Consider the following 14,314-nt stretch of genomic DNA (forward strand, 5'->3'; position numbering starts at 1 on the left):
TGATTTTTAGTATCGTTTACGGCTGCGTGTTCTGTTATTTGTCTTTTTAACCGGCTTTTTAGAGGCGAATTTCTTGTTGCTCCTCAAAAGTTCTGAAGCTTCGCTCAGGTCCTCTTCGGTGTTTTTTAGATTGATCTTACCGTCACTTAGTTCCCTTAAATGCTCAAAGATCACTTTGTCGTCAACAGAATCTTTATTCCAGCTTAGGTAAGACTTCTTCATGTGATTGGCAATCGTGAAAACAAGACCTTCTTTTTCGGGCCCGTCTTCAAATTTATTTGCCTCATCGATCATCCGCTTGATGTTATTTCCGTAGAAACGATACTTCGGAAAGTTTTGCGGGTAAGGCATACGCTCAGGTCTCTCTTCCAGTATTTCCCTGGAAGGTTTTGGGTAAGGACTTTCTACATCAAGTTTAAAATCACTTATAATGAACAACTGGTCCCAAAGTTTATGCTGAAAATCGGGTACATCCCGAAGGTGAGGATTGAGATTCCCCATCACTGAAATTATAGCCTTCGCCACTTTATTGCGCTCTTCATCATCTGCGATCTCTACGGCGTGTTCAACCATCTTTTGAATATGTCTTCCATACTCAGGAATGATGAGTTTACTCCTTTCGGAGTTATATTCTAATTCGTTTGTCAAAATGAATAATATTAGGTGATAATATACTGCAGAAGTTCATCGACTGCAAATTAAATAAATTATTCAGGAAAAAAGCAGCTCTACTAAATTATCCTGCAATTATTTAGAGAGAGATCACTCCTTCAATTTTTTGTCCTACTTCCTTGTATTTGGCTATGACCGCATCGGGGTCCTGCATTTTTACATTTACAGAAACACTGGTGTAGTTCCCCTTTTTGGATTGCTTTGTATTAATAACGGCGCCCATATTGTTGAAAATCTCTTCAACCCCCTGTATTTTCTCAGGTTTTGTGGGTACTATAAATTTATATAAATAAATAGACGGCCAGCTCGCAGTGTCCAGCAATTGCGACTTTAGCTTGCGATAAAATTCTTCCGGGTCTTTAGCTTCGCTCATAATGATCTTGCTTCATGATTCCTGCAAAGATACATTTTAGAATCTATTTTTTAAATTGGATGCAAATCGCGAAATTTGCCGGGTGAATACCAGAAAGATTGTAATAACCGGCGGTCCCGGTACAGGAAAGACATCTGTCATTGAAGCCCTTGAAAAACACGGACATTTTTGTTTTCATGAAGTATCGCGGGATATCATAAGAGAGTCTCAAAAAAAAGGAATTGATCAATTGTTTCTTAAAGAACCTCTGCTCTTTAGTGAACTCTTGCTCGAAGGAAGAATTAGGCAGTTTAAGGAGGCTCATGAGAAGAAGACCAACATGGTCTTTCTAGATCGTGGGGTGCCCGATGTTGTGGCTTACATGAATTACTTCGGAAATGAATATCCTCCCGTATTTAATCGCGTGTGCAAAGAATATGTGTATGACAGGGTGTTTATTTTGCCTCCGTGGAAGCAGATATATACTGAAGACAACGAACGCTATGAAAGTTATGAGCAGGCTGTAGAGATTCATGATGAGCTGGCCCGCAGCTATGCCTTTCACGGTTATGAAGCTATAGAAGTCCCCGAAGGCACCATTGCCGAACGGACCCTGTTTATTCTTAACCACCTTGAATAGCCCCGAAGACATATTGAAGCAATACTGGGGCTTTGACAGCTTTAGACCGCTGCAAAAAGACATTATTGAACAATTACTTCGGAAGCAGGACGTCATTGCCCTGCTGCCCACCGGCGGCGGAAAATCCCTTTGTTTTCAGGTCCCCGCCATCATACAACCCGGAATTTGCATCGTGATCTCGCCCCTGGTCGCCCTCATGGAAGACCAGGTAAAGGCCCTGCAGGCAAAAAACATCAAAGCCATGGCACTCACCGGCGGCATACATTTCAGGGAAGTGGATACTATGCTGGATAATTGCATCTACGGAAATTACAAGTTCCTCTACCTCTCCCCCGAAAGATTGCAGCAAGAGTTGGTGCAGGAACGCATAAAACAAATGCAGGTAAACCTCATTGCTGTAGATGAAGCGCACTGTATTTCACAATGGGGCCATGACTTTAGACCTGCTTACCGAAATATTTCTTTGCTGCGCCAACTAAAACCTGATGTTAATGTAGTGGCTTTGACTGCCACGGCAACACTTCCGGTAGTAAAGGATATCGCGCAGCAACTGGAATTGAAGGATGTAAAACTGCTTCAGAAATCCTTCCGAAGAGAAAACCTGGCATATATTGTAAAAGAGGCCCAGGACAAAAATTACTATATGGAGCAATTGCTCCGGGAGCACGACGCAGCAGGAATTATCTATGTAAGGTCTCGCAAGGCCACTATTGAACTGGAGCAATACCTGCTCAAAAAGGGCATTTCTGCCACCTCTTTCCACGGCGGACTTCCAAAATCTGAAAAGTCTTTACGCCTGCAGCAATGGCTTAAGGAAGATAAAAGGGTAATGGTAGCCACCAGTGCCTTTGGGATGGGTATAGACAAGGCAAATGTGCGTACAGTGATACATTTGAACCTGCCCGAGAGCCTTGAAAGCTATTTTCAGGAAGCCGGAAGGGCCGGAAGGGATAGAAAACCTGCCAAAGCAGTTGTTCTTACCAACAAAAGTGATATTCCCCTGCTTAAAAATCAGTTTTTGGCAACGCTCCCGGGAGTTGAGATGGTAAAACTGGTTTACAAAAAACTGAATTCTTATTTTAGGATAGCCTACGGCGAAGGTGAAGGCACAGAACATTATTTCAACTTTTACCAGTTTTGCCAGAAGTACGAGCTTAACACTTTACTCGCCTATAACACGATGCAGTTACTGGACAGGATGAGCATCCTGACGATGGCCGAGCAATTTCAGAAGAAAACACGTATTCAGTTTTTGGTTACAGGAAAACAGATCAACTGGTACCTGGAAGCAAATCCGCAGTTTGATCCTGTTGTAAAATCCATTTTGCGCACTTATGGCGGGGCTTTTGACAGTATGATCGAACTAAATATACAGGTAATAGCCGGGAAAGCAGGAACTACAGTGCAGGAAGCGGCAAAGCTGCTCCAACAGCTGCAAAAAGAAGATATAGTTAATTTTGAACACGATCAACACGATACGAAAATCACCTTTTTGGTGCCCCGGGAAGATGATATCACTATTAATCCTTTAATACCTTACATCAAACTTCAGGGGAAGACAAAACAGGAAAAAGTTGAGCAGGTGCTTGCATATGTTGAGAACGACAGGCAGTGTAAAAGTGAACAACTGTTGCAGTATTTTGGGGAAAAGGAAACTGAGCCCTGCGGAATTTGCTCTGTTTGCCGGCCTTTTAAGACCAAACTAGCCCGTGAGGAGATGAAAAGAATTTACTTTGCAATTATTGGCCTCCTGGAAGCTCAAGAATACACTTCACGCGAGATGGTTGAAAGACTTAATTTTCCGGAAGATCATATCATCAAAGTCTTACAGTTACTGGTTGAGAAAGGAGCCTTGGCTATCACCGCATCTAATAAATACAAATTAAAACATTTATGAGAGATTTGAGAATTGTCTTTATGGGTACGCCCGAATTTGCTGTTTATTCACTCAAAGCCATAGTGGAAGCAGGATATAATGTTGTGGGAGTTATCACAGCACCCGACAGGCCTGCAGGTAGAGGAAGAAAACTCCAGGCATCGGCAGTAAAGCAATTTGCAATTCAGCAAAACCTGAAAGTACTGCAACCGGTAAATTTAAAGTCGGATGATTTTTTAGCCGAACTAAAGGAGCTCAACGCAAATCTACAGGTAGTAGTGGCTTTTAGAATGCTGCCCGAAGTAGTGTGGAAAATGCCGGAATTTGGAACTTTTAATCTTCATGCGTCTTTGTTGCCGCAATATCGCGGGGCAGCCCCTATCAACTGGGCTATAATTAACGGGGAAAAAGAAACCGGCGTGTCCACCTTTTTTATAGACGAAAAGATTGACACCGGGGAAATGATCATGCAGGAAAAAATAGCCATCACCGCTACTGAAAGTGCCGGAGAATTGCACGACAAGCTTATGCAGACAGGATCTCACCTTATTTTAGAGACTTTAGAGGCCATTAAGAAAGGAGAGGTTAAAACGACTGCCCAACCTGAAAGCGGCGATTTAAAGACCGCCTATAAGCTCGACAGGGAAAATACCAGGGTGAACTGGGAAGCACCTTTAGAAAACACGTACAACCTTATTCGCGGACTAAGCCCCTATCCTACCGCCTGGACCATGTTGAGCAATGGCAACAAAGAGGAGATCATGAAGATCTACGCCAGCGAAATCGAAAAAACCGAACACGACCATGTTACCGGGAAAATTGTACAGGAAGGAAAAACAGTAAAAGTGGCAGTAAAAGAAGGCTTCCTGGTACTTACAGAGGTTCAGCTTCCGGGAAAGAAAAAGATGCCGATTAAGGATCTTTTGAACGGCTATGAATTTTATACGAACGCCAAAGTTCTGTGAGGCCTTATAAATGCTGATATTAGCGTATTTCCGAAAAAATCAACTAAGGTTATCAACAATTTGCCGAAGTTATTAACAATATCCGGCTTTTCCCTTGATATTACTTGCATGGGAAAGTTTTCCATATAAATTTGTAAAGCAAATTATTAAAAGTTCAACCAACAACTATTAAAAACTCAGATTATGAACAAAACAGATTTAATTGATGCAATGGCTGAAAATGCCGGGATTTCTAAAGCAGCTGCAAAAAAAGCGCTAGAATCTTTTCTTGAGAATGTTGAGAAATCTCTAAAAAAAGGAGATCGCGTTTCATTAGTAGGATTTGGTTCCTGGTCAGTTTCTAAAAGAGCTGCAAGAGAAGGAAGAAACCCTCAAACAGGAAAAACAATTAAGATTGGTGCTAAGAATGTAGTAAAATTCAAAGCAGGTGCAGATCTACAAAAAGCTGTGAACTAATATTCACAAAAGCTAAGAAAATATTAAACTCTCCCAAACGGGGGAGTTTTTTTGTTAAATATTGTATATTCTCATTTGACGCTGTACAATATTTTTTTAGATTTAGGTAAAAGATTGCAGAAACTATTGAAGAAATGACTACACTAAAACCTGCCAAAGGATTACTTCTTATTGCCGAGCCTGCCATTACAGGAGACCTCTCCTTCAATAGATCTGTGGTGCTCATTGCCGATCATACCGAGAGCGGCTCTGTGGGTTTTATCCTGAACAAGGAACTCGATTTTACACTCAAAGACCTTCTGCCAGATATTACCGGAAATTTTAAGGTGTACAATGGCGGACCTGTGGAGCAGGACAATCTTTACTTTATCCACAAAGTTCCAGATCTTATTCCCGATAGCGTTGAGATTGCCAGCGGAATTTACTGGGGCGGAAATTTTGAAGCGGTTAAAGGCCTTATCAATGAAGATCTCATTAGTGATAAAGAAATTAAGTTCTTTTTGGGTTACTCCGGGTGGGAATTTGACCAATTAAACCAGGAGCTCAATGCAAATTCCTGGATAGTTGCCGAAAACAACGATCATAAAGACATTTTAAACCGTAAACCACGCACTTTCTGGAAAGATAAAATGATCCAGTTAGGTGGCAACTATATAATCTGGTCTAACGCTCCAGAAAATCCTTCGTACAACTAGCTTAACCTGGCCAGCGTATTTAGACGGCCAAGCAATACTTTAGCCACTTCACTGCTATACTCTTTCTTCCGGTATTTTTTGACCGGCTGTATTCCCACAACTACGTTTGATATAAACATCTCATCTGCCTTTTGCAATTCAAAGGGAGAGATAGAAGCCTCCTCAAGAGTGTAATCGGGCAGTTTCTTTATGATTTCCAGGATCTTTCCGCGGGTGATACCCTTTAAACAACCATCGGTTATTGGAGGCGTTTTAATAACATTCCCAACTACCAAAAAGATATTACCATTGAGTGCCTCAACAACATTTTTTTGTTCGTTGAGCAGCAAACAGTTGTGGTAATCATTTTCCATGGCATAAATACCTGCCAAAACATTCACCGCCCTGTTATTAGTCTTTAACGTAGAGAGTAACCCCTTAGCTACATAGTGATCTTTAAAAAGTTCGACTTCGTAGAAGTCTTCATTTAAAAGGTAGAAAGCATCAGGGAAAGCTTCAGCAGTAACGAGATAATCTATTTCGTTAGTTTGAGGTGTATAGAAACCACCTGCTTGGCGGGACACATTGAGCTTCACCCGTGCCTGAGTGTCAAAAAGGTCATTTTCACGTACTATTTGTAAAATTTCAGCTTCAAGAAATTCGGGAGAGAAAGTAGCGGGAATTTCCATTCTCATAATACGCATAGATGCCATTAACCTAAAGTAGTGATCTTCCCAGAAAATAATTCTGCCATTAATTACGCGAATAGTCTCAAACACCGCATCTCCATAAGCAAAGCCACGGTTAGCAATAGAAAGAGAGGCCTCCTTTTCTTCAAACAACTGTCCGTTGATATTAACCATAAAAAAACCCGTTTTTAAAACGGGCAAAGGTAGTATTAAATAAGGGATTTCTAAACTGAACCCAGTACTTGTTTAAGATCTGAAATCATATTTTCCCACAACATTTTCCCTTCATCTATTTCATCTTCTTCAGCAAAGTCGGTAATCATAATGGAAACATCTTTGGTGATCTCGTCTACCTGGATACGCAATTCAAAAAAATATTGTGTATCATCATCGGCTAACCAGCGAAACTTCACTCTTTCTCCAGATTTCTTGCTCAGTAATTTTGCTTTTTCTTCGCTTCCGTTCCAAATAAAGGTAAATAATTCTCCGCGCGAATTTACATTATCTGCATACCATTCACTTAAGCCTGACGGGGTTGCGATATAGTTGTAGAGTAAAGAAGGGGAAGCCTGGATTGGAAATTCCATTTCAAACTTTATTTTATCGTCCATGCTGCGGTTTTGTTAGTTTCGGGCAATATAAATATTAATTAGAAACATAAAAAGAAATCAATTTAAATAATTACTAAAAGATAGTTTGCGGCAAGATAAAATGTTTTTATATTTGCACCCGCTAAAAGATAGCACAGCCCTTACAGGTAGTCTCTTTTAGAAACATGGCGAGGTAGCTCAGTTGGTTAGAGCGTCGGATTCATAACCCGGAGGTCACGAGTTCAAATCTCGTTCTCGCTACCAGTAAACACAAGGCTTTCGAGAAATCGGGAGCCTTTTTTATTTTGCTCTAGTACAGAATAAGTACAGAATATTAAAATTTTCAAGATTCACATTTAAATTGTTCTTTATTGATCTCTTTTGTAGGCAGATTTTAATTTTTCAAGGAAAAAACGGCATCTATAGAATTCAATTTTTTTGAAAAATTGTATGTTTTAAAGTTTTCATAAGATTCAGGGAAAAACTGTGGTTTGCCACCACTTTATAGACAAGCAGTTCTGAAATTGGGTTACTCAGAATTCTATGAACATTGGAAATGTGAGAACTACATCAGTTAAAGGCAATTTTCCAATAAGTCATAAATCGGAAATTCTTTAAAGCTACTCTCAAGTACCTAAAGATCTTTTCCCCTAAACATTCATACGAAATTGCTTAACAGGTTGTGAATTAAACAGAAAGTTAAACTATGCTAAAAATGCTATAAAACCATAATAACTAATGCTTTGCTTTTAAAGTCAAAAGGTTTATTACGTCGTTAAGCTGTAATTTCGAAATCAACTTAAAAATTTAACTATGAGAAATGAAGAGCTAGTAAAAGGTAAATCACTGCAACTGGTGTGCCGACGCTTGTTTAAATGAAGAAAACCTAAAGGATATGATTGAATGCATAAGACTGGACAAAGCTTTTGCAGCAGTATGCAGGGCATCGAACGACATTCTTGTTACAGAATACAAGGATATCCAAAAATTGGTGGACTATTGTCTTGAAATGTGTGAAAATGTCCGGAAGAGTGTGAAAAATTTGATTTAAAGCACTGTAGGGACTGTGCACAGGCTTGTAGAGAATGTGCTAATAATCTCCGGAATTTCACAGCTTAATACTTGTAAAATGAGACTATTGAAAGGCTGCAAAAAAGCAGCCTTCCTTTTCTACCTATTAATTTTAATCAAAGATTTTTTCCCGCCCCCGACAACCTCAAAAATTTCAAAGTTATGTTTGATATTAAAAACAGCAACAATTTTATTTTAGGATGTTCCGAATTCGCTGCAATGAGGAAATTCTTTTCTGCAAATGTGATTTTCATTGCTCTTTCCTTATTAACCACTCCCAAAACCTTTTCTCAGAAGACAGAGGCACTAATGTTGGAGCCAACTTTTACGGTGAATTTCTCCACTGAAACAAAATGGTTTTATTCATTAGGCCTGGCAAATAGGGAATTCTTATCGATGAAATTGATGCCAATAATTTTTCTGAAGACGTAACTGAACATTTATAAGTAAACTGATGGGTCAAATATTCTACCGGAGAAGATTCGAATGTCAGCATTGGAATACGCTATCGATTCAGGGAATCTTTTGACTCGGACCAGGAAAATTTTGCCAGAATTTTACAACAGTATTGTAGTGAAAACAGTAATGTTTGGATTGGGTGGTGGCATCGTGTCCGTTTCGAACAGCAATTTAACCCTTCTATTACCATTTTCAGGATTCGGTATCAGTTAGGATTGTCCTGAAACTGTCCACAGAAGCAGTCTACAGCATGTCAAGTAGCTTTAAACCTCAACCTGAGTAACGCATCACCTTTCAACTAGCGGCTAATTCCATAGGATCTTGGGATTTCTACCAGGGGCCACAGTATTGAATGGATAATTACGTCATAAATTAACATAATACTTCTTATATTTTAACAGGAGCTACATTAAAACTTTAGCATAACCGGCTTAAGATGCACATGTGATACTAGAAATGATTTAAACCTTTACTATTTCCTCATCGTTGCCTTTAAATTAAATATCTTACTTATTAAGGGTTCAAAAATTTTGATTTAACCATTTTTAAGTATTTTAATTTCACTCTCCTTTCAAAAATAAATCTGAATCACCTCCGCTTTATCGGTTAATTTACCTCTTCAAGATTTACACTTTGACATGAGAATTATTTAACAAATGATAATAATTTTTACTAAAAAATTATTAAACCCATAAAAACTAACGTTTTACACATAAATTTTAAGTCTCCCTAACTGTATGTTATTGTAATTTTAATTTGGAATTAATCCGATAACTCTGCCCTTTGTTGTATTCAGCACGCCCCAACAGCTGCCAATGAAATGTAAATACAAGAGTAATATAAAACTGTATTACATAAAATTGTGTGTTATCTGGTAACTCGAACGAAAAATAAGATGGGAACTCTCTATAAGGACTTTTTTTTGGTCTGGAAACTGATCAAATTATAAACAATAAACATAACTAAATAGAAATAACTCACCAAAAGACCTGTGCATTAAGAAGCAGGAGCTTCACTAGAATCAAATATCAATCAGAAATTTCCTTTGAAATGAAAAATTTATACTTCTACTATTTCTTTATTTTTTTTACGGTTATCTCGTGTAAAGATGCTGAAAAAACCCGGGGAGACGAAGACAATGCCATTCCTGAAGAGGTTGTAAACCAACCTTCGCAGCGAGTAATTGAGGTAGCAGACATTGTTGTCCCTGATGGCTTCACTATAGAAGCTGTCAATATCGGCCTCTCTTACCCTGTAGATGTCACCTTTGACGAGGAAGGAAATTATTATATTGCTGAAGCAGGAGGCCATACCTACGGCACTAAACCTCCGCGAGCACCGGAGGCACGTATTCTAAAAGTATTCCCCAATGGGCAGGTAGAAGTACTTTACGATAAAGTGGTTCCAATGACTGAAATAATGGAATCAGCATCTTCCGAGGATATGGAAGAAGGGCTAATTCCTCCTGTAACAGGAGTAACTTATTACAAAGGCAACCTCTATATCTCCCACCGCAGCCGGTATTCTGTTTACAATCTTGAAACGAAAGAGTTTGAAACCATCATCAATGGGCTTCCTTCCTGGGGTGAATTTCTAAATGCAAAACCAATTTTTAAGGATGAAAAAATGTACTGGTTCCTTTCCACTCAGGGGAACAGCGGGGTAATTGAAGAACATTTTGTAATGGTCATAGACCAATTTAACAAACCTGATGCCAGAGAAATCCCAGGTGAAGATATTACGCTTACCGGACAAAATTTTTGGGTTCCAACTTCAAAAATTACTATGACAGAAGCAGACTCTGTAAAAACAGGGGCCTATGCCGCTTTAGGGGAGACCACTACCGCGGGGCAGGTAATTCCTGGGGAAAAGATTGCAAACGGAGCCTTTTATGTAAGCGATTTAGACGGCTCCAATATTAAAAGGATTGCCTGGGGATTCCGAAGTAGCTTTGGCTATCGCTTTAGTCCCGACGGAAGACTTATAACTACAATGAACAGTGCAAATCCAATGCCCCCACGCGGATTAATGTTTGACTGGGAACCTATTTACGAAGTGATAGAAGGGGAATGGTATGGTTGGCCTGATTTCTATAGTGGGCTCCCAATTACAGAAGAACGTTTTGGGGTCAAAAAAGAAGAACGGAATTTTGTCCTTACTCCTGAAACTCACCGCAAACTTTTAAAAGGTAAAAACAGACCTATACAACCTCTTGCAAAATTGTCGTCTCATGCAGCAACTCAGGGTATGGTATTCGGTCATGGAACAATGGATGTACCCGAAAATGAAATTTTGGTCGCTGAATTTGGAGCTATTGTACCGGTTTTTAAAGGAGAGAAGTATCATCCCCACCGCCCGCCTGGTGTGCCGCCAGAATCTGAAGCTCCCGAAGGTGTAAAGTATAATTGGCCGGGTTTTAAGGTACAGCAGGTAAATTTGAATTCAGGAAAAGCTACAGATTTCATTTACAACAAATCCGGACTTCCAGCCTCGGCTGACCAGGGGGGTGGTTTGGAGCGTCCTATTCAGTTAGAGTGGGACTCTCAGGGAAATTTGTATATCGTGGATTTTGGAGTAGTCGAATTTGACGATACGGGAATGAACGCCCATCCTTTTACAGGTGTAATCTGGAAAATTAGCAAACAATAAAAATACCGGGAATGGAAATTACAGCTACAGTTTTACTTTTTGCAGGAGCGGTTTTAGGTTTTATGGCCTTTACCCACTTAAGCATGAATATGTCGGTGCCTAAAATGATCTGGTTAAGCCACGTTGTTCTGGTAGCATTAGGTCTATTAGCTTTAATCATTAATGCTTTTACAACTGACAGTATGGAAAAACATTATAATTTGATGGTGATTTTCGTAATTGCACTTATTCCCGCACTAACGATGTTTGCAAAAAAGGACATCAACACCAGGAAAGCATTGGCCATTGTTTATGGTCTCACTGGATTTTTTGGTCTTTTCTGGTTAATTACTTATGTATTACCTTAAATAAAAATTATGAAGTGGACGTATCCAATAGTGGCTTTTATTGTATTCTTTGTTCTTGGTTTTGGTCTTGTAAACCTTTTAAAAGAAGACCTTGAAGTAGCCCCTTGGGCTGGATCAACTGCTGAAGAAGGCCGCCTTATATCTCATACAAAAAACGTTACCCGACTGGTGAATGCAGGACCTGCGGATCTACATTCTTATTTAAAGACTGCCATTCCGTATGAAGAAGCACAAACTACAAATATGGCTCCTTCAGAAGAAAACTGGCAAGAATTTTTTCTGAATTCCCTGAAAGTCAATCCTGAAGCCAGGCACGTTATCATTTTGTCCGGAGGTGACAAAAAAGCTTTAGCCTGGTCTTTACCTGGACTCTACTACGCCTACTTTTATGGTTCTCCGGTGATTTTTTATAACAACGGGGAACTTACAGGTAGGGAAAATGTCACCACTGCAATGCAAGCCTATGTACTGGGAACAGAACAGATGATTCCTGACGAAATTTTGAGTGACTTTAAGGATGTAGAAAGAATTTCCGCAAAGTCACCCCAGCAACTGGCCTTGAAACTTGCTGAATACAGGGACGAACAGACCGAATTTGGATGGGGTCGTGAAGTGGATCGAGACAATGGATATTTTCATTATGTGCTTACTACACCAGACGATGTGCTTTTAGGTTTAGCTGCCCTACCCTACGCCAAAAGTAATAACGCCACCTTATTGTATGCAGAAGAGGATGGTGGAATTTCAGGGGAATTAGATCGATATGCATTTGCTCAACGCGCAGACTGGTTTGTAACTCCTTCAGAAGGTCCTTTCAGGCATTTCTGGGTCGTGAGTAACAGGATAAGCTATGCAGCCCAGGCGCGCCTCGATTTTGCTTTGGAAAAAGCAGAGTACGCCAGTATGGGACCAATTGCTTTGGGTGATATGGAAGCCTTAATGTCCATTTTCCTGATTTGGGGAATTGCTTCTGCCCTGTTCGTGTGGATCCATTCCCTTTATTTCCTGCCTATGGTAAAGATGCCCATAAAAATCGGCTGGACGCTGGCTTCGCTTTTGCTGCCGGTACTGGGACCTGTGCTGTATATAAATTCCTATAGAAGGCCTGCAAAAGAAGTTGATGATGGTGACTGGAGATGGATACGCTCCCATAACCAGCAAAGTGCTACCGCTACTATTATGGGCTTTGGATATGGTGCTCCTTTAATGATAGTGGTTGGTTTCATTTTAGTCTGGTTCGGATTTCCCATTTTCTTTGGGGAAGGAATGGAAGGGCCTTTCTTTTGGCTGGGGGCGGGTATGCCTGTTATGATGATTGCCATGTATATTTTGGCAGTGCTCATTGCCTGGGCAATGGTCCAATACCCTATGAAAAAATCAATGATGCCGGGAATGTCTGATAAAAAGATTTCTAAAATGGCATTTATCACCACAGCACTAAGTATGCTGGCAGTAAGCCTTGGAATGATGTCGGTTTCCTGGTATATGCTTATGGACAAAATACCTATGATGCCAAAGGAAGACGATATTTTATGGTTTGCGAGTATGTGGCTGGCCTCTTTTATAGGTTTTTTGGTCGCCTGGCCTTTAAACTGGATTTTCATCCGTAAACATTTAAAACCCGGAAACGTATGATTAGATATTTTTATACTATAGCATTAGGTTTACTTCTTACCGCTTGTGGCAAAACTGAAGGAGGGCCAGGAGGAGGAAGTCATCCCCTTCAACAGGAGGCTTTGGCTACAGCTTATACTGTGAGGCTGCCTGGAAGAAACCCTGAAGAACAGGCAATCCTCTTAACCCAGACAGTTTATCCCGCCACAAGGGAGGACAACGCAGTTGGCGCTATCATTCTTGTTCCACAGGATGAGAAGATTGCTTTTACTGCTATGAATCGCATCACACATATGCCGGTAAACGCACCTTTACTTTACCTGACAAGAGACAACAAGATTTCGGAACAAACCCTTCGGGAAATGAAAAGGCTTCGACCAGATGGGGTGCTACAGGATAAACGCACTGATGTTTATGCAGTAAATGTTCCGAAGGACCAGGTAAACAAAATTCGAGAGGTGTTGGGATATCGTGTTCGAACATTTTACGAAGAAGATCCGGTAAAGTTAGCCTCAGTGCTGGATATGTGGCAAGCGGCTATGAAAGCAGATCATCCCGATGAAGTCATCATCTCGGCAGTAGATCATCCCGATGGCGTAAAACACGGTATAGGTCCTATGGGGTGGAATGCCCATATGGGCAAAGGATTCGCCTGGGTTTATCAGGATTCCATTCCCCAGGCGACCCGGGATATTCTCAAAAGGAGATATGGAGATCATGGCTCATTTATGTACCTCACCGGTGGGCCAGATGTAATCTCAAATAAAGTTGCACAGGAACTAGGACAGTATGGGCTGGTCCGAAGAATTGATGGACCAAACGTTTTCGCTACTAACACAGTTAACGCTGGATATAAAGATTTTGGCAGAAACTGGGGATGGTGGTGGGACTGGGAACCCAGATCTTTTGGCTGGGGAATTGCACAGGCAGGCCACAACTATATAATTGGAAATCCGGACGATATGTTATCAATGATCCCGGCAGCAGTTTTGGGCCATATGGGAAAACACGGCCCTATTTTACTGGTCAAACCAGATAGTGTTCCTAAGGCCACTGCAGATTACCTAAAAATGGTTAAACCATTTAAAACAGGCCCCCAGGAAACCATCTTAAACTTCGCCTGGATCATTGGGGATACCACCTCTGTGAGCCTGGCGACCCAGCAAAATTTGGATCGATTGTTATCACCTTTTGACATTCCGGCCGATACTTCGGCTTATTTAACGGAGGCGCCAACATTACAGGAAAAAAAAGATTAAA

12 protein-coding genes, 1 tRNA gene and 1 pseudogene are annotated in these 14,314 nt (G+C 40.5%); 10 read left to right on the top strand and 4 right to left on the bottom strand.

All coding sequences use genetic code 11. From position 1 onward, the window contains the following. Positions 1–6 precede the first annotated feature (6 nt). Together ACQ93I_RS07015 and ACQ93I_RS07020 are read right to left on the bottom strand one after the other, a co-directional pair. Complete coding sequence (locus ACQ93I_RS07015) at positions 7–648, bottom strand: DUF4290 domain-containing protein (RefSeq protein WP_431697850.1); 642 nt, start codon at positions 646–648, stop codon at positions 7–9. Positions 649–751: 103 nt separating this feature from the next. Next, entirely contained in the window at positions 752–1,045 is a 294-nt protein-coding gene (locus tag ACQ93I_RS07020; RefSeq protein ID WP_266069581.1) for a DUF493 family protein, read from the bottom strand. An 82-nt stretch (positions 1,046–1,127) separates the two neighbouring features. On the opposite strand from ACQ93I_RS07020, the gene ACQ93I_RS07025 reads away from it, so the two are divergent. The 5 genes and pseudogenes from ACQ93I_RS07025 (at position 1,128) to ACQ93I_RS07045 (ending at position 5,656) form a co-directional block, all read left to right on the top strand. Then, positions 1,128–1,664: an AAA family ATPase gene (locus ACQ93I_RS07025; protein WP_431697851.1), complete on the top strand. Its 537-nt coding sequence runs from the start codon at positions 1,128–1,130 to the stop codon at positions 1,662–1,664. A gap of 13 nt (positions 1,665–1,677) precedes the next feature. Then, positions 1,678–3,561: a RecQ family ATP-dependent DNA helicase gene (locus ACQ93I_RS07030; RefSeq protein ID WP_431697852.1), complete on the top strand. Its 1,884-nt coding sequence runs from the start codon at positions 1,678–1,680 to the stop codon at positions 3,559–3,561. Beyond that, a complete protein-coding gene (gene fmt / locus ACQ93I_RS07035) occupies positions 3,558–4,505 on the top strand; it encodes a methionyl-tRNA formyltransferase (protein ID WP_431697853.1) in 948 nt (315 codons plus the stop codon). The genes ACQ93I_RS07030 and fmt overlap by 4 nt, the downstream gene beginning before the upstream one ends. 174 nt (positions 4,506–4,679) lie before the next feature. Then, positions 4,680–4,961: pseudogene (locus ACQ93I_RS07040) on the top strand (HU family DNA-binding protein); the annotation flags it as partial. A gap of 134 nt (positions 4,962–5,095) precedes the next feature. Then, positions 5,096–5,656, top strand: a complete 561-nt coding sequence (locus ACQ93I_RS07045) for a YqgE/AlgH family protein (RefSeq protein ID WP_345599028.1) — start codon at positions 5,096–5,098, stop codon at positions 5,654–5,656. Here ACQ93I_RS07045 and ACQ93I_RS07050 read toward each other — a convergent pair. After that, positions 5,653–6,498 (bottom strand): aminotransferase class IV, encoded by an 846-nt coding sequence (locus tag ACQ93I_RS07050; RefSeq protein ID WP_431697854.1) that lies wholly within the window; start codon positions 6,496–6,498, stop codon positions 5,653–5,655. The two genes, ACQ93I_RS07045 and ACQ93I_RS07050, sit on opposite strands and share 4 nt — an antisense overlap. 50 nt (positions 6,499–6,548) lie before the next feature. Beyond that, entirely contained in the window at positions 6,549–6,935 is a 387-nt protein-coding gene (locus ACQ93I_RS07055; RefSeq protein WP_266069588.1) for an START-like domain-containing protein, read from the bottom strand. A 166-nt stretch (positions 6,936–7,101) separates the two neighbouring features. On the opposite strand from ACQ93I_RS07055, the gene ACQ93I_RS07060 reads away from it, so the two are divergent. The 5 genes from ACQ93I_RS07060 to ACQ93I_RS07080 all read left to right on the top strand — a co-directional run bounded on the left by ACQ93I_RS07060 (position 7,102) and on the right by ACQ93I_RS07080 (position 14,313). Further along, positions 7,102–7,178: transfer RNA gene (locus ACQ93I_RS07060), tRNA-Met, on the top strand. A 2,316-nt stretch (positions 7,179–9,494) separates the two neighbouring features. After that, positions 9,495–11,093, top strand: coding sequence for a hypothetical protein (locus ACQ93I_RS07065; RefSeq protein WP_265164168.1), 1,599 nt, complete (start codon positions 9,495–9,497; stop codon positions 11,091–11,093). An 11-nt stretch (positions 11,094–11,104) separates the two neighbouring features. Beyond that, the gene (locus ACQ93I_RS07070; protein WP_265164169.1) at positions 11,105–11,440 is read left to right on the top strand and encodes a hypothetical protein; all 336 of its coding nucleotides are present in this window, start codon (positions 11,105–11,107) and stop codon (positions 11,438–11,440) included. Positions 11,441–11,449: 9 nt separating this feature from the next. After that, complete coding sequence (locus tag ACQ93I_RS07075; protein ID WP_265164170.1) at positions 11,450–13,075, top strand: DUF4396 domain-containing protein; 1,626 nt, start codon at positions 11,450–11,452, stop codon at positions 13,073–13,075. Further along, the gene (locus ACQ93I_RS07080; protein WP_431697855.1) at positions 13,072–14,313 is read left to right on the top strand and encodes a hypothetical protein; all 1,242 of its coding nucleotides are present in this window, start codon (positions 13,072–13,074) and stop codon (positions 14,311–14,313) included. The genes ACQ93I_RS07075 and ACQ93I_RS07080 overlap by 4 nt, the downstream gene beginning before the upstream one ends. Position 14,314 lies beyond the last annotated feature (1 nt).

It is taken from the genome of Salinimicrobium sp. WS361, assembly GCF_050750585.1.
Classification (GTDB): Bacteria; Bacteroidota; Bacteroidia; order Flavobacteriales; family Flavobacteriaceae; genus Salinimicrobium.